The sequence below is a fragment of the Corynebacterium sp. HMSC11E11 genome (assembly GCF_001807025.1).
Taxonomy (GTDB): domain Bacteria; phylum Actinomycetota; class Actinomycetes; order Mycobacteriales; family Mycobacteriaceae; genus Corynebacterium; species Corynebacterium freneyi.
In genome coordinates this window covers 63,624-81,993 of sequence record NZ_KV787148.1, presented here as the reverse complement: position 1 = coordinate 81,993, position 18,370 = coordinate 63,624, and the positions used below count along the sequence as shown (strand labels likewise).

Below are 18,370 nucleotides of genomic sequence, written 5' to 3'. Positions count from 1 at the left end.
GGCACCCATCGTACTACCCTCGGGATCCCGCGCCGGGCGTCGGCGGGCGGCGGCCTATGATGGACGCGTGACCGCACCGGAGAACAGCCAGAACGAACCCGCAGACCGCATCCTTCCCGCCAATCCCGCGCATGCGCCCGGCATGCCCGTCGTCACCGTCATCGGCGACGGGCAGTTGGCGCGGATGATGCAGACCGCCGCCATCGAAATCGGGCAGTCCGTCCGCCTCCTGGCCGGCTCGCGCGATTCGTCGGCGGCGCAGATCTGCCGTGACGTGGAGATCGGGGACTATCGGGATCTCGAGGATCTGCGTCGCGCCACCCGCGTGCGCGCCGACGGCACGATTCGCCCGGTCGATGCGGCGACCTTCGACCACGAGCACGTGCCCACCGAGCATCTGCGCGCGCTGGAGTCCGACGGCATTTCGGTCCAGCCGGGGCCGGATGCCCTGGTCAATGCGCAGGACAAGTTGGTCATGCGCAGGCGTCTGGAGGCCATCGGCGCCCCGGTGCCGCCGTTCGCGGCCATCGAGTCGGTCGACGACGCCCTCGGTTTCGCGGAGTCCGTCGACGGCAAGGTGTGTCTGAAGGCCCGTCGCGGCGGCTACGACGGCCACGGCGTGTGGTTCCCGGACGCCGATGAGCTGCCGGGCCTCGTCGCAAAGCTGCTGGCCGACGATGTTCCGCTGATGGCGGAGAAGAAGGTCGACCTGGCCCGCGAATTGTCCGCGATGTGCGCCCGCACCCCGTCGGGCGAGGTGGCGTCGTGGCCGGTCGTGGAGTCGGTGCAGCGCGACGGCATCTGCGTCGAGGCCGTGGCCCCCGCTCCGGGGCTTGACGACGCGCTGGCCTCCCGCGCCCGCGATCTGTCGGTGCGCATCGCCGGGGAACTCGGCGTGACGGGTGTGCTGGCGGTGGAGCTTTTCGAGACCCGCGACGCCGTCGGGAAGCCGGAGATCTTCGTCAACGAGCTGGCCATGCGCCCGCACAACACCGGCCACTGGACGCAGGACGGGGCGGAGACCGACCAGTTCGAGCAGCACATGCGGGCCGTGCTGGACTACCCGCTCGGAGACGCCGCCCCGACCGCCGCGGTGACGGTGATGGCCAACACCCTCGGCGCGGACGAAAACCCGGACATGCCGATGAAGGACCGTTTCGCCGCCGTGTGGCGCCGCTTCCCGCACGCGAAGATCCACTGGTACGGCAAGGGGTACCGCGCCGGCCGCAAGCTGGGGCACGTCAACGTGACCGGCGCCGACGACTCGCCCGAGGGCGTGGCGGCGACCCGGCGCGAGGCGAACCTGGCGGCGGGGTACATCGTCAACGCGGTGTGGGCCGACGGCTACGTCGAGTAGCGGGCCGGGCCGACTGGACCGACCGGGCCGACCGGACCGGAAACGAACCGAGAAAACGAGGATGGGAAACATGACCGCGAAGTTGAATGGCGTGGACGGGCCGCTGGTCGGCCTGATCATGGGCAGCGACTCCGATTGGCCGACCATGGAGCCGGCCGCCGAGGCGCTGGCCGAGTTCGGCGTGCCCTTCGAGGTGGGCGTCGTGTCCGCCCACCGCACGCCGGAGCGGATGCTGGATTACGCGAAGTCGGCGGCCGGGCGGGGCCTGAAGGTCATCATCGCCGGCGCCGGCGGGGCGGCCCACCTGCCGGGCATGGTCGCATCGGCGACGCCGCTGCCGGTCATCGGCGTGCCGCGCGCGCTGGAGAACCTCGAGGGCATGGACTCGCTGCTGTCGATCGTGCAGATGCCCGGCGGCGTGCCCGTGGCCACCGTCGGCGTGGGTGGCGCGAAGAACGCCGGCCTGCTGGCGGTGCGCATCCTCTCGGCCGGTCACCCCGAGCTGGTGCCGGCCATGGAGCAGTACCAGGCCGACATCCGCGACGCCGTCCTGGAGAAGGACAAGAACCTGCGCGACAGCCTGATGGGGGAGTAGCCCTGCCGGAACGAGGCAGCGATTGCTCCAGATCGTCCCTTAACCGCAGCCCCGGGTGGGCAACCAATCGAGCGCTGCGGTTTTCGCGTCGACGTACTCGGCACACGTCAACGGGCCAGTAGCGGTTGGACGCGTGAAGGAAATACTTTTGCCTATTGACATCCTAGGCGTAACCAAATTACAGTCGCCACAAATTATCGAAGCAAGGGAGGTGAAAGAGATGAAGATGTGAAAAAGCGTTGCTGGAATCGTGTGTGGGCTCGCCATGGTGGGCGGCACGGGAGTGGCTGGCGCAGTGATTGTCCATGTGGACGGAGGGACCTGGGATCACGGGGTTGGAGGTGGAACCGTGTGGTCTCACTACTTCCATAACGGTGTTCGGCATGGATCGACCGCCGTCGGCAAAACAACGTCGAACAGCGGCTGCGTCAATAAGATACTTGGTCCCATGCATCCGCAGTAGAGAGTGGAATTCCGTTCGCAAACAAGACCTACTATCGCCATTGTTGAACCATGGCTCGGCGGCGGTGATGTGCTCGCGCTTTCAAATAACTGGAAGCGCGACCACTTCATGTATCGGAGGAGTGTGGCATGAAGTTCGCGAATAGCCTTCTTGCTTATGGGGTCATGACTTGCATGGTGGCCTCCCTGCTTCTCGGATTCCAGCTGATGCGGGAACTTGATGAGCGTGGTGCTTTGTGGGCGACCGGCGGAATATTGGTTGAATATGACTCAGGTAAGAGGGAAGCCGCAAATCTACGCGCGGAACTATCGAAGTATGCGCTTGATATTGGCGCGTCCCTCATTTATGAGGGCGTTGACCCGTTTGGTGACGGATCTATCACTTACCTTTATGTGGCCCCGGGCGATTCGCGAGACGCGCTATCCAAGTGGGTTGACGATGGGTATCCCGAATTTAGTACTTCGCGTGAGATTCAAATGGGCTCGCTCGTTGACGCACCGTCGGAGTCGGTTCATGGCGTCTATTATGTAAATGGGTCAAGCGGCGCTGAGCATGATTTCGCTGAATTCTTCGAGAGGCGGGGTTATCGGGCGCAGGTTCTGGATCACTATCTGGTAGAAGTTCTGCTTGGAAGTTCGATCGTAATAATGACCGGTCTTGTGTTGCTTCTTGTTCTCGTCCTAGGGGCGGCCCATATGATCGCGCGTTCGCATGATGTTGCAGTCCAGCGAATGCTCGGCCGTGACATGTCGAAGATCGTCTTGGCGGAGATCGGCAGGGCTCTACGGGGGGCATTGTGGCCGTGTCTGTTCGCGGTTGCCGCTACCGTCGCAATGCTGATGGCATACAATAACCTTGCGCAATTTGGGACCTACGCATTGATCAGCGTTGCCTTCTTTGTCATTTCGTTGATTGTTTTGGCGGGGGGCGCCGTATTGGCTGGGTTGATCTTGGGTATGGTAGGCGTGCTTCCTGCATTGAAGGGCCGCATTTCGGGACTCGGGCTCATTGTTGGCGCTCAGATTGTGCGAATAGTCGCTCTGGTCATAGCCTTTTCGTCGCTGGCCGCGTTGGGGTCATTTTCGTTGGAGTTGGCCCGCCGGGAGGGGGAAGTGGATAAGTGGAAGTCGCATTCCGATGTGTACTCATTGAGTATACGTTCAGGCGTTCCCGGGCATGAAAGAGATATTGCACCTTGGGTGCGTGAAGTGGAGAGCGCGGGGCGCATTTACCGGGTAGATCCGCACTGGAGCGTCGGCAGGGATGGTGGGCTGCATCAGCAGCCGATCGTGCTCGTCAACTCGGAATTTGCGAAGGATATTGCTCAAGTGGATCCATCCATTCTTCCAGAAGTGGGCGAGGTGGTCCTAGCGGTGCCTCAGGGGAGCGCTGCTTCGACCTTGCGGCAGGCGGAGGATAGCTTGGCCGCAGAGCTTGAGTTTTCGGATGCGAGCTCCGTCCGAAAACGGGTCGAGTCAATTCCAAGTGGTCGTGAAGTCTTTACGTTCTCCACTGACGGTTCGGCGATATCGCCACGTTCCGTCGTCGTAAATCCGTTACTCGTTATTATTGCCAATGGCTCTGAGGTTGTTGGCGATTATAATACGGCCGCCGGGGTGACCCAGTCTACGATCTTGTTTCGAGGCGATGCGGATATACGTCGCTTCTTGCAAACTCCTGAAGGTCTGCGAAATGTGCATGGTTTTCGTCCACGTGTCGATAGCTGGGCGGAAAGCGGGCGTCAGTTGGTCTCCGAATTCCGTTCGAATGGTATCGTGGCCGCGGTGGCGATTGCATTGACGGTTATGTCTGCGGTGTCCATTTGTTTGATTTATCAGCTCATCCGTATTCGAGATTTGCGGGTCCGCTTCTTGCTTGGAATGGGAGGCTGGTCGGGTCGATTGTCTATAGTGGGGATGGAGCTTGCCCTTGGGGGGCTCGCGATTGGCTGGCTCGTTCATCGAAACTGGCGGGTTTGGCGCGCATTGGAGAACGGCGTCCCGTCGGCTGATGTTCTGCAGCGAAGTAGTGTCATCACTCCTGGCGTGGCGGGACTTGTATTGTTGGGTGCTGGATTGGGGTTCGTGGCCACTGTGGTTATGGTCTATGCGTTCAATCGAAATGGCGAACTATCTATCCGTCGAGGAGTTCTTCAATGATTACGGTTTCCGATCTGAGTAAGAGTTATGGGCAGCGCGTCCTATGGTCGGGTCTCGACCTCGAAGTGTCGGCGGGGTCCATGGTCGCCGTGACGGGTGAGAGTGGAAGTGGAAAATCAACGCTTTTGAACTGCATCGGTTCATTGGAAACGGCAGATGCGGGGTCAATATTCGTGGACGGTCGAGATGTCCGCATGTTGAGTCGACGTCAGGCTCGTAAATACCGAAGGGATGACGTTGGCTACCTTTTTCAGGACTATGCTTTGGTTTCTGATCGGTCGGTACGATATAATCTTTCGCTTGCGCTCGTTGGGCGAACCAGGCGCCATGCTGCGGTGTCCGCGATTCAGCATGCGTTGGAAGTCGTGGGTTTGTCGGGCGCAATTGACCGCCCCGTCCATGAATTGTCGGGTGGTGAACAGCAGCGAGTCGCCATTGCCCGTCTACTACTGCGGAATCCGAAGATCGTACTGGCCGATGAACCGACTGGTGCTTTGGACGAGGGCAACTCGAGTATGGTCATTGAACGGTTGCGTGGACTGGCAGATCGGGGGGCAGCGGTAGTGATTGCGACTCATGACCCGATGGTGGTTACGGCTTGTGACCGGGTATTGCGGCTGTAGCCGAGTTCGGTCACGGGGTTTTCTGCCATTTGTTGGTTAGTCGATCTAGGCCAGGTCCCGCCACTTCCGCCAGATGACCACGTCGACGACGACGAAGACCAGCAGCACGAAACTCAAGAGCACCGACGGTGCACCGACGGCAATGCGATAGGCCGCCCAACCGCCGACGACGAGGGTCCAGAAGAACATGAACCCCGCCACCGCCTCCACCCGCATCCTGCGGGTTTTGGCGTCGTGGCGGGGTTGATGCGTTCCGGTCATGGGAGACCAGTCTAGGCGGCTGGCACGGTGCGGCGGACGTCGTCAAGCAATGCCGTCAAGCATGCGCGGACGAGCACACGTCGTCATGCCAACGCGGTCACGCCTTCACGCCGCCGGCGGTCAGGCCGGAGACGATCCACTTCTGGAAGATCAGCACCATGATCACCAGCGGGATGGTCACCAGCGCGCCGGCGGCCATCGTCGCGGCGTACGGGTACTCGAACGCCGACGGGCCCGTGAACCGCGCGATGGCGACGGTGACCGGCTCGGTGGAGGTGTTCGACAGCTGGCGGGCGAGCATGAACTCGTTCCACGTGGCCACGAACGCCAGAATCGCGGTGGTGAACAGCGCTGGGGCGGCCAACGGCAGGATCACCATGCGAAACGCCTGGCCGCGGGTGGCGCCGTCGACGCGGGCGGCCTCCTCCAGCTCCCACGGCAGGTCGCGGAAGAAACTGGTCAGCGTGTACACCGTCAACGGCAGCACGAAGGAAATGTTCGGGATGATCAGCGCCTGGTACGTGCCGATCCACTTCAGCTCGCCGAACAACTGGAACAGCGGCGTCACCAGCGCGATGCCGGGGAACATCGACGCCGCCAGGATGATGCCGGTGACGAAGCCCTTGCCCGGGAAGTCCATCCGCGCCAGCGCGTATGCGGTGAACACGCCGACCGCCAGCGCCACCAGCGTCGTCGCTCCGCCGATGATCAGCGAGTTGACGATGGCCCCGAGGAAGTCGTTGCCCTTGTCGGTGGCCAGGGCGTCCTCGAAGTTCTGCGTGGTCACGTGGGTGAACCACGGCGTCGTGTCGAACGTGTGCGCCTTGTCGCGCAGGGCGGTGACCAGCATCCAGTAGAACGGGGCCAGGCCCCACGCCAGGATGAGGATGACGGCCAGGTAATCGCCGGCCCACCTGCGCAGGCGTTTGCCGGTGGTCATTTCTTCACCTTCGCCTTCTTCATGCCCCGGGAACCGGAGACGTCGGCGCCGAGGAAGCGGATCATGACGAACGCGACGCCGAAGATGAGCAGGAACACCAGCGTCGACAGTGCCGACGCGGAGTTGAAGTTGCCCTGGCGCATGTCCTCGACGACCAGCTGCGAGATGGTGGCGGTCGGCGAGTTCGACGACGACGAGATCATGATCACCGGCAGGTCGTACATGCGCAGCGCGTCGAGGGTGCGGAACAGCACCGCCACCATCAGCGCCGGCTTGACCAGCGGAAGCGTGATGTGGCGGAACCGTTGCCACGTGGTGGCGCCGTCGACGCGGGCGGCTTCGTGCACGTCCTTCGGGATCATCTGCAGCCCGGCGAGGATGAGCAGCGCCATGAACGGCGCCGTCTTCCACACGTCGGCGACGATGACCGCGGATCGCGCGGCCCACGGGTCCGTGGTCCAGCGGATCGCCTCGTCGGTGAAGGGCGCGAGGATCGCGTTGGCGATGCCGTAGTCGGCGAAGATGAACTGCCACAGCTTGGCGGTCACGGCCGTCGGGATCGCCCAGGGGATGAGGACCGCCGCGCGCAGCATGCCGCGTCCGACGAAGTCGCGGGCCATCACCAGCGCCATGCCCAGGCCCAGCAGCGTCTCCAGCGACACCGTGACCACGGCGAAGAACAACGTGATGCCCACCGAGGGCCAGAAGTCCGTGGACAGGGTGCCGGGCGCGCACGTGCCGACGGTGCCGTCGGCGAGCATGCAGCGCTGCGTCAGCCAGTAGAGGTAGTGCTGGAATCCGGCGAAACCACCCTCCACGAACATGCCCGTGTCGGGGTCGATGTGCCGGTCGGCCTGGAACGACAGGAAGATCGCGCGGATGATCGGGTAGCCGATCACCACCGCCAGCACCGTCAGCGCCGGGGCGATGAGCCACAGGGCCTTCAGCTTCGACGCCGGTTTCGACGCCGACGTCGACGGCGGTCCGTCGCCGTCGGGGGTCTCGTTCCCGGCGCCGCCTGGCGGCGTCTGCTTTCGGTGCTTGCCGACGGTCGACGTGGACACGCGCGACTCTCCTTCTAGTTGCCGGCCTGCTCGAGCGCGGCCTTCATGTCGGCGATGGCCGTGTCGACGTCCTTGGTGCCGTTGATGGCGGCGTAGGCGTTGTCCTGGATGGCCTTGGTCATGGCCTTGTAGTACGGGGAAACCGGGCGCGGCTTCGCGTTTTCCAGGGACTCCTTCAGCGCCGGCAGGTACGGGAACTGCTCGACCAGCGACTCGTCGTCGTAGATGGAGGCGAGCACCGGGGGGAAGGACTCCTCGGCGAAGCCCATCTGGCTCTCCTCCGAGATGATGTATTCGATGAAGTCGCGGGCCGTGGCCTTGTTCTTCGAGTGGGCGTTGATGCCGTTGTTGTAGCCGCCCAGCGTGGACACGCCCACGCCGTCCGGGCCGACCAGCGGGGTGACCTCGAACTTTCCGCCCACCGGGGTGTCCTCGGCGGCGTCGAACATGTACGGCCAGTTCACGGCGTACGCGGACTCTTCGTTGGTGAAGGCCTGCAGCGTCTCCTCCTCCGTGGCACCGGTGGAGGCCTTGGTGATCGTGCCGTCGCCGTAGGCGTCGACCAGCGCCTGCAGGCCGGCCTTGGCCTCCGGGGTGTCGACGGTGACGTTGCCCTCGTCGTCGATGAGGGAACCGCCCCAGGCGTGGATGGCGTCGAGGGTGTTGACGCTCAGGCCCTCGTACTGCGACAGCTGCAGGGTCAGGCAGCCCTTGTCCTCCGGCAGCGGCTCGCACGATTCGCGCAGGGCATCCCAGTTCTCCGGGGCCTCGGGGATGAGCTCGGTGTTGCGGAACAGCAGCTGGCCGTTGGTGTTCTGCGGCACCGCGTAGACCGTGCCGTTGTAGGTCGCGGAGTCCACGGCCGGCTGGAGCAGACCGGAGGTGTCGACCTTCATGGCGTCCTGCAGCGGCACGAGGTAGCCGTTGGCGGCGAACTCGGCGGTCCAGGTGACGTCGAGGGCCATCACGTCGAACTCGTCGGACGACGCCTCGAGCGACTGGACGAGGGTTTCGTGCTGGGCGTCGGCTTCACCGGCGAGCTCGTGGACGGTGACCTTTTCGTCGGGGTTGTCGGCGTTCCAGCGCTCCGCGATCTTCTGGACCTTCTCGATGTCGTTCTTGCCCATCGCGAAGGTGATCGGGCCGCGGGCGTCCTGGCCCTCCTCGGCCGCGGGATTGTCCATGCCACCGTTGTCGTCGGAGGAGCAGCCCGCGAGGACCAGGCCGGAAACGGCGAGGCCCGCGAGCAGCGACGTGCGGAATGAGACCATGATGGTCGTCCTTTCGTGTCCGTGAACGTCCCCGGCAATCGGGGTTCGTCGTCGAGTTTAAATGCTATGTGGGGTAAAACACAGGGTCATTTAAGGTTTCGCCGAAGACCGCGCGTCGCGGACGAGGTCCGGGAGGCCGGCCGGAGCCCGACCGGAGCGCGACGGGAGCCCGACCAAAGCCCATCCAGAGCCCGGCCAAAGCCCTTCGGGCCGGTCAGTTCAGTCGCAGGCCCGTCTCGACGTCGAACAGGTGCAGCTTGGTCGGATCCGCCACGATGGACACTCGCGTGCCGATCGGGGGAGCGGCGCCATCGCCGACGCGGGCGATGAGCGGCTCGGCCGCATCCGCGCCGACGCCGCCGACGGCCTCGTCCGGGTGGGCGTACACGTAGGAATCCGCGCCGAGCTCCTCCACGAGCGCGACGGTCGCCGCGATGCCCCCGCCGCCTTCGCGACCGTCGCCCAGCGCCGCATTCTCGGGCCGCACGCCGACGACGACCTCCCCGCCGCGTCCCCGCAAACGCTCCGCCACGGCACCTTCGAGCCGGATGCGCTGATCGCCGAAGAGGACGGCATCGTCGTCAAGCCGCGCCCGCAGGAGGTTCATCGCCGGGGAACCGATGAAACCCGCGACGAACACGTTCGCCGGCCGGGCATAGAGCTCCTTCGGCGGCGCGACCTGCTGCAGAACACCGGCATCGAGGACGGCCACGCGGTCGCCCATCGTCATCGCCTCGACCTGATCATGCGTGACGTACACCGTGGTGACCCCCAGCTCCCGCTGCAGTGCGGCGACCTGGGTGCGGGTCTGCACGCGCAGCTTCGCGTCGAGATTCGACAGCGGCTCATCCATGAGGAACACCTGCGGCTCGCGGACGATCGCCCGGCCCATGGCCACCCGCTGCCGCTGCCCGCCCGACAGGTCCTTCGGCTTGCGGTCCAGATACGGAGTGAGATCCAGCATCGCCGCGGCCTTCTCCACGCGGGCGTTGCGCTCGGCCTTGCCCACCTTCGCCAACTTCAGGGCGAAACCCATGTTCTCGCGGACCGACATGTGCGGGTACAGGGCGTAGTTCTGGAACACCATCGCGATGTCCCGGTCCTTCGGATCATCGTGGGTGACGTCGCGGCCGTCGATGAGGATCCGTCCGGCCGTCACCTCCTCCAGTCCCGCGAGCATCCGCAGGGACGTGGACTTGCCGCAGCCCGACGGGCCGACGAGCACCAGAAACTCGCCGTCCGCGATGTCGAGATCGAGGCCCTTCACGGTGGGCGCGTCCGCGCCGGGATACGTCAGCTGCGCGCGTTCGAAAGTGACGGTCGCCATGGGATCAAGCTAGCAGAGGGGTCCGTCACGGGACGGCCGCATCGGCGGGCGGTTCCGGTGGGGCGGCATCAGCGGGAATTCATACCCGGGGACGACGGCATGACGGCGCCGCCGCGCTAGCGTGTGGGCCATGTCCGTAACCGACCGCGTCGACCGTGCAGACCGTGCCGCCCGCGACACACGCATCTCCCGCGCCGCGCGGGCCGTCCGCTCGGCCACCGGTGCCGCCGCGCGCCCCGGCCGCCCGTGGTCCGGGGCGCTGTTCGATGCGGTGTTGGCCGCTTTGGTGCTCGCCCTGTGCGTCGGCCTCGACCATTCCTCCGTCTACGACCCGCCGGTGTTCGTGCCCGGGCAGGACGCGGTGCCGGAGTGGGCGGTCGGCGTGCATTGGGCGTGGGTGATCGTCGCCTGGGGCGTCATCGCGGTCCGGCGGGTGTGGCCGGACGTGGCGAACATCGCGCTGCCGGCGTTGCTCGCGTTCCACCTTGCGGTGCTGCCGACGGGGTATACGTCGTTCGTCGTCACCTGTTTCGCGATGCATCACCTCGGCCGGCACGTGCCGCGCCGGTGGTTCGTGCCGGTGTGGATCGCCGTGTCCGCCGGGGTGCTGGTGGCGTTGGCGGTCAAGGGCGGGTACCTGGTCATCGCCCCGGAGGTCGGCCTGGTGCTGACGCCGGTTGCGCTGACGGTGCTGGGCTTTTTCTGGATGCTGGGCCTCAACGGCCGCCGCCGTGACCGGGAGTTGATGGCGTTGCGCGATCGGGTGGAGCTCGCCGCCATCGCCGAACGCACCCGCATCGCCCGCGAGATGCACGACATCGTCGCCCATTCGCTCACCGCCGTCATCGCGCAGGCCGACGGCGGTCGTTTCATCGCGGCGAAGAATCCGGACAAGGCGGTGGAGGCGTTGGAGAACATCGCCTCCACGGCGCGCGACTCCCTCGGGCAGATGCGGCAGTTGCTGTCGGTGTTGCGTGATCCGGCTGATTTCGGGGACGGTTCCTTGCTTGACGACGGCCCGTCGCAGGCCACGAGCGGCCCGTCGCCGGCCGGGGCCGGGGAGGCGGGGGCCGCATCGGACGGCGCGGGAAAGACTGTCGCGGCATCGGCTGCGGAGTATGCCCCGATGCCCGGACTGGACGCGTTGCCGCAGCTCGTCGCCGAATCGACGAGGGCGGGGCTGCGCGTGACGTTCACCGAGGAGGGGACGAGGCCGGCGGTCGGCGCGACGATGCAGCTGACCATCTACCGGATCGTGCAGGAGTCCCTCACCAATGCGCTCAAGCACGCAGGCCATGTCGCCGTCGACGTGCGACTGGAGTGGGGGAAACGCGACTGCACCGTCACGGTGCGCAACGATGCGGGAACCGGGAACGTGGAGGTCGAACCGTCGCGGGGCAGCCGGGGCGAGCCCCGCATCGGCCGGGGGATCACCGGCATGAGGGAGCGGGTGGCGCTGCATGGCGGCACGCTGGAGATCGATGACGCGCCGGGCGAGTTCACCGTCGTCGCGCGGTTGCCGAAGGGGTGAGTGGAGTGAGCGGGATGAGCGGAGCGAACGGGACGGTGGACGTGATCCGGGTGGCGCTCGCCGACGATCAGGCCCTGGTGCGGGCCGGTTTCGCGATGGTCGTCGATTCCCAGGACGACATGGAGGTCGTGTGGCAGGCCGACGACGGTGCCGCGGCGGTGGCGCAGGCGGCGAAGGAGACGCCGGACGTGATCCTCATGGACATCCGCATGCCCGGCCTCGACGGCATCGAGGCGACGAGGCGAATCCTCGCTGAAGGCGGCGAGGCGGGCAACGACACGACGCCGAGGATTCTCGTGCTGACCACTTTCGACGTCGACGAGTACGTCACCGACGCCATCGCCGCCGGCGCATCCGGGTTCCTGCTCAAGGACGCCGCCCCCGAGGAACTGCTCGCCGCGATCCGGGACGTGGCGGCGGGAGACTCTGCGCTGTCGGCGCGGTCGGCGGCGCGGCTGATCGCGCAGGTCCGGCCGATGCTGGGCGGTGCCGACGGTGCCGTGGCGGACGGGCCTCCGGTCGCCGCCGCCGGTGGGGTGGACGACGGGGAGGCGGAGGCGTCGTCAAGCGACACGGCGGGACAGGTGCACGTCCGCGACGACCTGCCCGACCCGCTGACGCTGCGTGAAGAGGAAATCCTGCGGCTCATCGCGCTCGGGCGCACCAACGCCGAAATCGCCGGGGAACTGCACATCGCGATGCCCACCGTGAAAACGCACGTCGGGCGCATCCTGATGAAAACCGGCGCCCGCGACCGCGTCCATGCCGTGCTGTTCGCGATGAGCACCGGGCGCGTCGGCGTCGGCGAGCTGGAGTAGGGGGCGGAGGGGCTGGCCTCGAGCTGGCAGGGGACCGGAACCGGATCGGAAGGGCCCGGAACCGGCCGGGTGTGGCGAACAGATGGTGGGTTTTCGGGAGCCACATCGAGCCCGCCGCGGCACTCGTATTCGAACGGGAGTGACAACTGCCTCTGATTCTTTGAAAGTGCAGTAGCGGGTGTAATGGGCGGGGGTAGTGGCATGTTTGACGTGCGACGATGATAAAACTCTTGCGGGAGGCGCGATTTGGGGGATTGATTTTCGCGGCTCGTAAAAAATCGAAAAAAAGTGCGATTTTCGGGTTGTGGTCGTCGTCAAGCTGCCTGATGATGGGGGCATGACCGGACCTGCGGAATGCGCCACGGATCTCCTCGCCGCCATCGCCACCATCGGCGAGGCGGTGGAGGTCGCGACCGGCGGCTGGGACCGGCTGGACCGCCAGCAGGTGGACGATGCGTACGAGGCCCTGGAGCGGGCGCGCAAGCGGATGGCCATCATCGATGCGGAGTTCATGAAGGCGCATCGGACGCACCACCATGTGACGGATCGGGGAGTGGGCCGCACGTTCGCGGAGTGCGCGAACACGTCGCGCGCCGAGGGGCGTCGGCGGGCTGCGGCGCACCATCGGCTGCACCAGTGGGAGTCCTGGCCCGGTTCCTCCGGCAATCCGGAGTACATGCCGGCGGTGCGGGAGAAGGTGGAACAGGGTGTCATCGGCGCCGACGCGGTGGAGAAGATCGACCGGGCGATTCGTTCGATGCCGGCGGCGATTCAGGCGGAACTCACCGAAAAGGCGGATCCGCACATCGCCGAGCTGGTGGAGAAGGTCCGCGTCGATGACCTCGATCAGCTCGGGACGATGCTGCGTGCGCTGTTCGGGATCGATGACCCGTACACCGACGAGGATCGCAAGCGTAACCGTTCGATCCGCGTGGGCAAGCAGGGTTACGACGGGATGAGCAAGATCTACGGCCACCTCACGCCGCATTTGGCCGCGCTGTTCAAGAGGCTTGCGGCCGATCACGGGCGGCCCGGTGGTTTGCTTGACGACGCCGCCGATGACCCGCGCACGCCGTCCCAGCGACTCCATGACGCCGTGGAAGCCGCTTTGGCCGCGGGGTTCGGCCGCGGAGCCGATCCGACCGGCGGTGAAGGGTGGGGTTCGAAACCGGACGGCGGAGCGCCCGAGGAGGGCGGCGGGCCCGAGGATGATTCCCCGTCGGGAGGTTGTGGCCAGGTCGTCGACCCGAACTTCGGCGCCGATGCCGACACCCTCTATGACATCCCGGACCACGGAGACGGAAAGAAGCGGAAGCGGAAACGCGGTCGCCTTGCGCCGGCCCGGGGGACGACCTCGATCGTCGCGGTGACCACGTTGGCGGAGCTGCTGGCGCTCAACGGAACCGCCTCCACCGACACGAACGTTCAGATGACGGTGGCGGACGCCGTCGAGCATTGCGACGCCCGCAACCTGTTCCTGCAGGTCCTCGATTTCCAGGGGCGAACCCTGTATTTCGGGCGGTCGCGGAGGCTCGGGTCGATGGACCAGTACCTCGCTCTCTTCGGGGAGGAGGGGATGAGCTCGGCGCCCATGACATCGGCGCCGGCCGCCTCGTGCCACATGCATCACATCCGGGGATGGAAGTTCGGCGGAACGACCGACCTGCCGAACTTCACGTTCGTCGGCCCCGGTACCCACGCCAACACCGACGACTCGCGGACCGACCCCGACAAGTGGTGGTCCCGCCCGGGCAACGGGCCCGGGGAGCCCCGCGTGGTGTGGAAGCCCCCGAGATCGATGGATCCCGAGCGCAATCCGGCCGAAAACGAGCATCCGGCGGGGTGGTGCAACCCCGGTCGGGTGATCCGCAGGGAAAACCGCAGGGAGCAATGCAGGGAAAACCGCAGGGAACAATGCAGGGAAAACCGCAGACGGGAACGGGAACGGACCGGCGAGCGTGATCGGGAACCGGATCGGGAGCAGCGGCGGCAACCCGTGCACGACCGGCGAAATAACCCGGATGATGCGTCTAGTACCCCGGTATGACCCGGCAGCGCCAAATCGACCTGCGGAAACCATCCCGTGGGGCGATTTGGCGCATCCGCATTTCGATGAGCATGGGGTCATGTTCGAAATCAGGAATCTCACCAAGTCCTACGGCCGCACCCGCATCATCGACGACCTCAGCTTCACCGTCCCCAACGGGGCAGTCACCGGTTTCCTCGGCCCCAACGGTTCCGGCAAATCCACGACCATGCGCTGCATGCTAGGTCTCGACCGCATCGACCGCGGCGAAGCTCTCATCGATGGTCGACCGCTGACCGGCTACCGTGCGCCGGCGCGCGTCGTCGGCGCCATGCTCGACGCCGGGTGGATGAACCCCAAGCTCACCGCCCGCGGCCACCTGCGGTCCGTCGCCCGCGCCGCCGCCCTCGACGACACCCGAGTCGACGACTGCCTCGCCCTCGTCGGCCTCGAATCCGTCGCAGGCAAGCGGATCGGGGGATTCTCCCTCGGCATGAAGCAGCGCCTCGGCCTGGCCACCGCGATGCTCGGCGACCCGACGCACCTCGTCCTCGACGAACCCGTCAACGGCCTCGACCCCGACGGCATCCGCTGGATCCGCAAGTCCATCCGCGCCTTCGCCGACGAAGGCCGCTCCGTGCTGGTGTCTTCCCACCTCCTGTCCGAGATGGAGGTCACCGCCGACCGACTCGTGATCATCGGCAAGGGCCGCCTCGTCGGTGAATGGGACAAGGACGAGCTGCTGCGAGGCCACGCTTCCCTCGAAGAGGCCTACTGGTCCGTCGCCTCCGAGCACGCCGAATACGGAACCGCCGCCGACGCCGCCACCGCAGGCAACTACCCGGGTACGGCCGCCGCCTGAGCAGCCCGGGCGCGGCCGTCGCCTGAGCGGCCCGGCCGCAGTCGCACAACCCCGGCGGAACCCACGGCCTCAACGGAATCCACGGCCTCAACGGAATCCACGCCACGACTTCAGGAGAACCATCATGACCACCACTTCCTCGACCACCACCACTTCCACGACCGCCCCTTCGTCGACGACCGCCCCTTCCACGACTGCTGCGGCATCGCCGAGTGGCACTGCGTCGACCAACACCGCCTCGGCTGGGGCTGCCCCGGCCAACACCGCTTCGGCCAACGGCGCCTCGTCCGCCTCCGTCCCCGGCCCGCTGAACCTGCTCGGCTCGGAACTCGGCCGCCTGCTCAATCTGCGGGCGACGTGGGGATACGCCTTGGCCATCGTGGCGATCATGGCGGGCATCCCGATGCTGATGTGGCTGGGCACGCGCGGGGCGGCGACGGAGTTCAGGTTCGAACCGACGCTGCCCGACGTGCTGCTCGGCTCCGACTTCGCGGTGATCGTGGCGATGATCTTCGCCGCCGGCGGCTCCGCGGCGGAGATCGCCGGACGCCGCATCGCCTTCGGTTACCTGACGTCCAACAGCCGCCCCGGCGTGCATGTCGCGCGGATGGTGGCGCAGGTCATCGTCGTGGGCGTGGCCATCGTCGCCGGGTTCGCAATCGCGGCCGGGTTCCTCGCCGCGGTCGGGGCCCTCGTGCCGGAGGGGTTCGGCGGCGCGGCGGCGCACATCGGCATTCTGCTGCTGTGGACGGTGATCGGCTCGGCCGTCGGCATGCTCGTCCCGGTCACTGCGGTGGCGACGGGCCTGCCGGTGGCGTGGATCCTCCTCGTCGAGGTGGCGCTCGGTACGGTGCCGATCGAGTTCCTGAACAAGCTGACCGAGTACCTGCCGTGGACCGCGTCGCGCCAGCTCCTGGGCATGATGGACATCGGCGTCTCCAACGTCCACGCCGGCCTCGTGCTCGCCGCCTGGTCGGTCGCGGTCATCGGCGGCGGCATCATCGTGGCGGCCCGCCGCGACGTGAAGTAGGAGAAGCAGAAACGGCGACTCGGGCGGCACCGCTTCACGGCACCATGCGCCCGAACCGCTGCACGGCATTGCTTGGCGACGGCCCGTCCGCTACTCCAGCGGCCGGGCCTTCTCGATGTCGGCGATGCGGGCGATTCGCTCGTCGTCGCCGCCGCGCACGATGACCGCCGCCCCGTCCACGGACCATGCGGCGAGCACGCAGCGGATCCAATCGTCGGCGGTCGGGCCACCGGACCAACCGGCGGAGATGACGCGGGCGCCGTCGTCGAGTCCGGCGTTGTTCGCGACGTCGCGGGCCCGCGACACAAGTTCGGCGGGCGTCGAGTCATCCACGAGCACCTGTCCCTCATCGGGCCCCATGCCGATGTACGCGTCCGGGTGCAACCGCACCTCCGGCCCGAAGTCGACGACGCCCGGCGGGATTTCGCCGCCGGTCTCTACCACGCCGCGGCCGAAGACATCGTCGGTGACGGCGGCCAGATACGCGTCGGGGAACTTCTCCTCCCACTCCGACAACTTGCCCACGGTGGTGAACACCACCAGGGGATCTTCGTCGTTGAGCTCCACTCCCGCCCTCTCGGCCCCGACGACGAGGCACGCGGCCTGCCAGATGGGCGGCAGATCCACCCAGGCGCTGTCTCCGGGCTCCAGGTCGAACTCGTCGTGAAGCATGTTGGCGATCTTCGACGCCCAATTGTCCAGGGTGATGGCACTCAAATCGGTGCGGCCACCAGTGGTTTCGTCGTAGCAGGTGATGCGCGGGACGGAAGGGTCGGCGGACAGGAGTTCCTTGAGCAGTTCCACGACCCCAAGGGTAGCGACGAAACCGAATCCGGCGGCGGGCGTCGACGGACGGTCAGCCCAGCAGCAACGCGATGACGAGCACGACCGGGACGCAGGCGAGCGTGGTCACCACCGCCGAGTCGCGGGCCTGGACGGTGCCGCGCCCGAACCGGGAGGAGAACGTGTAGACGTTCTGCGCCGTCGGCAACGCCGCGATGACCACCGCCGCCAGCAACGCATGGCCCTCCATCCCCAGCAACACCGACGCGATGAACCATGCCATCAGCGGCTGGCCAAGGTTCTTCAGCACCGACGACAAGACGACCGCCCGCCGCGGCGACGTGCCCTTGCGCAGCACCGCCGCCCCGTGCAGTCCGATGCCGAACGCCAGCAGCGCCATCGGCACGGCGGCCTGGCCGAGCAGGCCGATGGGGGAGGCCAGCACCGTCGGCACGCCGTCGGGCAACGTGCCGGCGGCCAGGCCGAGCGCCGCGCCGACGAAGATCGGGTTCTTCAGGGGCGTCATCAGCGTGCGGCGAAGGTCCAGGCGGCCATGGCGTGACGTGAGAATGTCCAACACCGTCAGGCAGATCGGCGCGTAGAACGCGATCTGGAAGATCAGCGCCGGCACGATCGCCGTCGCATCGTGCAACACCGCCGTCGCGATGGGGATGCCCAGATTCGCGACGTTGTTGTAGCTCGACGACATCGCGCCGACGACCCGCTCCGGCCCCCGTTGCCCCACGAGCGGGCGTGCGATGAGCATGTAGATGGCCGCCACCGTCAACGCCGACCCGGCGGCCACCGCGAACGCCGACCCGAGGGCCGCGCCCGTGTCCGACGTCGCCAGCGTGTGCAGCAGCATGCACGGCATGGCCACCCAGTAGACGACCATGTTCAGCGCGTAGCCGCCGCTCTTGCCCAGCACCCCGGCCCGGCCGACCAACCAGCCGATGGTGATGATCACCGCCACCGAACCGAAGCCGGTGAGGATCTGCATCAGGTCGGGCATGGGGGTGGGCCTTTCGGGGAAAGAAAAGGAAGGGAGCGCGGGATGAAGGGGTGAGAAGAAAGGTGGGGAGGGAGGGGAGAGGAACCAGTGCGAGCATATGAAAACGGACCCGGCCACCTCCCGTCGGGGAGGCGGACTCGGGTCCGTTTACGCTGTCATCGCATGTTCAACGTCATGCGGCCAGCGCGTGAATCGGCCTTGCGGCGGTTGTCGATCGATCGGCTCCCGCCGACCAGCCGATTTAGCGG

17 protein-coding genes are annotated in these 18,370 nt (G+C 66.5%); 10 read left to right on the top strand and 7 right to left on the bottom strand.

What is annotated here, in order from left to right; genetic code table 11:
• Positions 1 to 67: 67 nt before the first annotated feature.
• The 5 genes from HMPREF3121_RS07660 to HMPREF3121_RS12210 all read left to right on the top strand — a co-directional run bounded on the left by HMPREF3121_RS07660 (position 68) and on the right by HMPREF3121_RS12210 (position 5,197).
• On the top strand, positions 68 to 1,357 hold the full coding sequence (locus HMPREF3121_RS07660; protein ID WP_371327335.1) for a 5-(carboxyamino)imidazole ribonucleotide synthase: 1,290 nt from the start codon (positions 68 to 70) through the stop codon (positions 1,355 to 1,357).
• 70 nt (positions 1,358 to 1,427) lie between these two features.
• Positions 1,428 to 1,952 (top strand): 5-(carboxyamino)imidazole ribonucleotide mutase, encoded by a 525-nt coding sequence (gene purE / locus HMPREF3121_RS07655; protein WP_070521815.1) that lies wholly within the window; start codon positions 1,428 to 1,430, stop codon positions 1,950 to 1,952.
• Between the two features lie 265 nt (positions 1,953 to 2,217).
• Positions 2,218 to 2,415 (top strand): lactococcin 972 family bacteriocin, encoded by a 198-nt coding sequence (locus HMPREF3121_RS12215; RefSeq protein ID WP_224370391.1) that lies wholly within the window; start codon positions 2,218 to 2,220, stop codon positions 2,413 to 2,415.
• Positions 2,416 to 2,543: 128 nt separating this feature from the next.
• Entirely contained in the window at positions 2,544 to 4,574 is a 2,031-nt protein-coding gene (locus HMPREF3121_RS12445) for a hypothetical protein (RefSeq protein ID WP_141743035.1), read from the top strand.
• Complete coding sequence (locus HMPREF3121_RS12210) at positions 4,571 to 5,197, top strand: ATP-binding cassette domain-containing protein (protein WP_083291461.1); 627 nt, start codon at positions 4,571 to 4,573, stop codon at positions 5,195 to 5,197. The genes HMPREF3121_RS12445 and HMPREF3121_RS12210 overlap by 4 nt, the downstream gene beginning before the upstream one ends.
• A 45-nt stretch (positions 5,198 to 5,242) precedes the next feature.
• On the opposite strand, the gene HMPREF3121_RS12440 is transcribed toward HMPREF3121_RS12210, so the two are convergent.
• From HMPREF3121_RS12440 to HMPREF3121_RS07635, 5 genes are all read right to left on the bottom strand, one after another.
• Positions 5,243 to 5,458 (bottom strand): hypothetical protein, encoded by a 216-nt coding sequence (locus HMPREF3121_RS12440; protein WP_141743034.1) that lies wholly within the window; start codon positions 5,456 to 5,458, stop codon positions 5,243 to 5,245.
• A 97-nt stretch (positions 5,459 to 5,555) separates the two neighbouring features.
• The gene (locus HMPREF3121_RS07650) at positions 5,556 to 6,398 is read right to left on the bottom strand and encodes a carbohydrate ABC transporter permease (RefSeq protein WP_070521754.1); all 843 of its coding nucleotides are present in this window, start codon (positions 6,396 to 6,398) and stop codon (positions 5,556 to 5,558) included.
• Entirely contained in the window at positions 6,395 to 7,345 is a 951-nt protein-coding gene (locus tag HMPREF3121_RS07645; RefSeq protein ID WP_070521812.1) for a carbohydrate ABC transporter permease, read from the bottom strand. Before HMPREF3121_RS07645 ends, HMPREF3121_RS07650 begins: the two co-directional genes overlap by 4 nt.
• Positions 7,346 to 7,476: 131 nt before the next feature.
• The gene (locus tag HMPREF3121_RS07640) at positions 7,477 to 8,733 is read right to left on the bottom strand and encodes an ABC transporter substrate-binding protein (RefSeq protein ID WP_070521751.1); all 1,257 of its coding nucleotides are present in this window, start codon (positions 8,731 to 8,733) and stop codon (positions 7,477 to 7,479) included.
• A 214-nt stretch (positions 8,734 to 8,947) separates the two neighbouring features.
• Complete coding sequence (locus tag HMPREF3121_RS07635) at positions 8,948 to 10,060, bottom strand: ABC transporter ATP-binding protein (RefSeq protein WP_070521747.1); 1,113 nt, start codon at positions 10,058 to 10,060, stop codon at positions 8,948 to 8,950.
• 130 nt (positions 10,061 to 10,190) lie between these two features.
• Between HMPREF3121_RS07635 and HMPREF3121_RS12895 the strand changes: the two genes are divergently transcribed.
• From HMPREF3121_RS12895 to HMPREF3121_RS07605, 5 genes are all read left to right on the top strand, one after another.
• Complete coding sequence (locus HMPREF3121_RS12895; protein ID WP_141743033.1) at positions 10,191 to 11,591, top strand: sensor histidine kinase; 1,401 nt, start codon at positions 10,191 to 10,193, stop codon at positions 11,589 to 11,591.
• A 41-nt stretch (positions 11,592 to 11,632) separates the two neighbouring features.
• A complete protein-coding gene (locus tag HMPREF3121_RS07625; RefSeq protein ID WP_070521810.1) occupies positions 11,633 to 12,409 on the top strand; it encodes a response regulator transcription factor in 777 nt (258 codons plus the stop codon).
• 337 nt (positions 12,410 to 12,746) lie between these two features.
• A complete protein-coding gene (locus tag HMPREF3121_RS07620; protein ID WP_141743032.1) occupies positions 12,747 to 14,456 on the top strand; it encodes a DUF222 domain-containing protein in 1,710 nt (569 codons plus the stop codon).
• 79 nt (positions 14,457 to 14,535) lie between these two features.
• Positions 14,536 to 15,297 carry an ABC transporter ATP-binding protein gene (locus tag HMPREF3121_RS07615; protein ID WP_083291472.1) on the top strand — a complete coding sequence of 254 codons (762 nt, stop codon included), beginning with the start codon at positions 14,536 to 14,538 and terminating at the stop codon, positions 15,295 to 15,297.
• 124 nt (positions 15,298 to 15,421) lie between these two features.
• On the top strand, positions 15,422 to 16,327 hold the full coding sequence (locus tag HMPREF3121_RS07605) for a hypothetical protein (protein ID WP_141743031.1): 906 nt from the start codon (positions 15,422 to 15,424) through the stop codon (positions 16,325 to 16,327).
• Between the two features lie 90 nt (positions 16,328 to 16,417).
• Here HMPREF3121_RS07605 and HMPREF3121_RS07600 read toward each other — a convergent pair whose 3' ends face one another.
• Both HMPREF3121_RS07600 and HMPREF3121_RS07595 read right to left on the bottom strand, forming a co-directional pair.
• Positions 16,418 to 17,131, bottom strand: a complete 714-nt coding sequence (locus tag HMPREF3121_RS07600; protein WP_070521729.1) for a TIGR03089 family protein — start codon at positions 17,129 to 17,131, stop codon at positions 16,418 to 16,420.
• 52 nt (positions 17,132 to 17,183) lie between these two features.
• Entirely contained in the window at positions 17,184 to 18,122 is a 939-nt protein-coding gene (locus tag HMPREF3121_RS07595; protein WP_070521727.1) for an AEC family transporter, read from the bottom strand.
• Between the last annotated feature and the right edge of the window lie 248 nt (positions 18,123 to 18,370).

What these genes read in the sequence shown, in the direction of transcription:
- purE (WP_070521815.1), top strand. Translation starts at nt 1,428, where the DNA reads ATGACCGCGAAGTTGAATGGCGTGGACGGGCCGCTGGTCGGCCTGATC.
- HMPREF3121_RS07635 (WP_070521747.1), bottom strand. Translation starts at nt 10,060, where the DNA reads ATGGCGACCGTCACTTTCGAACGCGCGCAGCTGACGTATCCCGGCGCG.
- HMPREF3121_RS07595 (WP_070521727.1), bottom strand. Translation starts at nt 18,122, where the DNA reads ATGCCCGACCTGATGCAGATCCTCACCGGCTTCGGTTCGGTGGCGGTG.
- HMPREF3121_RS07615 (WP_083291472.1), top strand. Translation starts at nt 14,536, where the DNA reads ATGTTCGAAATCAGGAATCTCACCAAGTCCTACGGCCGCACCCGCATC.
- HMPREF3121_RS12440 (WP_141743034.1), bottom strand. Translation starts at nt 5,458, where the DNA reads ATGACCGGAACGCATCAACCCCGCCACGACGCCAAAACCCGCAGGATG.
- HMPREF3121_RS07620 (WP_141743032.1), top strand. Translation starts at nt 12,747, where the DNA reads ATGACCGGACCTGCGGAATGCGCCACGGATCTCCTCGCCGCCATCGCC.
- HMPREF3121_RS07640 (WP_070521751.1), bottom strand. Translation starts at nt 8,733, where the DNA reads ATGGTCTCATTCCGCACGTCGCTGCTCGCGGGCCTCGCCGTTTCCGGC.
- HMPREF3121_RS12210 (WP_083291461.1), top strand. Translation starts at nt 4,571, where the DNA reads ATGATTACGGTTTCCGATCTGAGTAAGAGTTATGGGCAGCGCGTCCTA.
- HMPREF3121_RS07605 (WP_141743031.1), top strand. Translation starts at nt 15,422, where the DNA reads ATGACCACCACTTCCTCGACCACCACCACTTCCACGACCGCCCCTTCG.
- HMPREF3121_RS12215 (WP_224370391.1), top strand. Translation starts at nt 2,218, where the DNA reads ATGGTGGGCGGCACGGGAGTGGCTGGCGCAGTGATTGTCCATGTGGAC.
- HMPREF3121_RS07650 (WP_070521754.1), bottom strand. Translation starts at nt 6,398, where the DNA reads ATGACCACCGGCAAACGCCTGCGCAGGTGGGCCGGCGATTACCTGGCC.
- HMPREF3121_RS12895 (WP_141743033.1), top strand. Translation starts at nt 10,191, where the DNA reads ATGTCCGTAACCGACCGCGTCGACCGTGCAGACCGTGCCGCCCGCGAC.
- HMPREF3121_RS12445 (WP_141743035.1), top strand. Translation starts at nt 2,544, where the DNA reads ATGAAGTTCGCGAATAGCCTTCTTGCTTATGGGGTCATGACTTGCATG.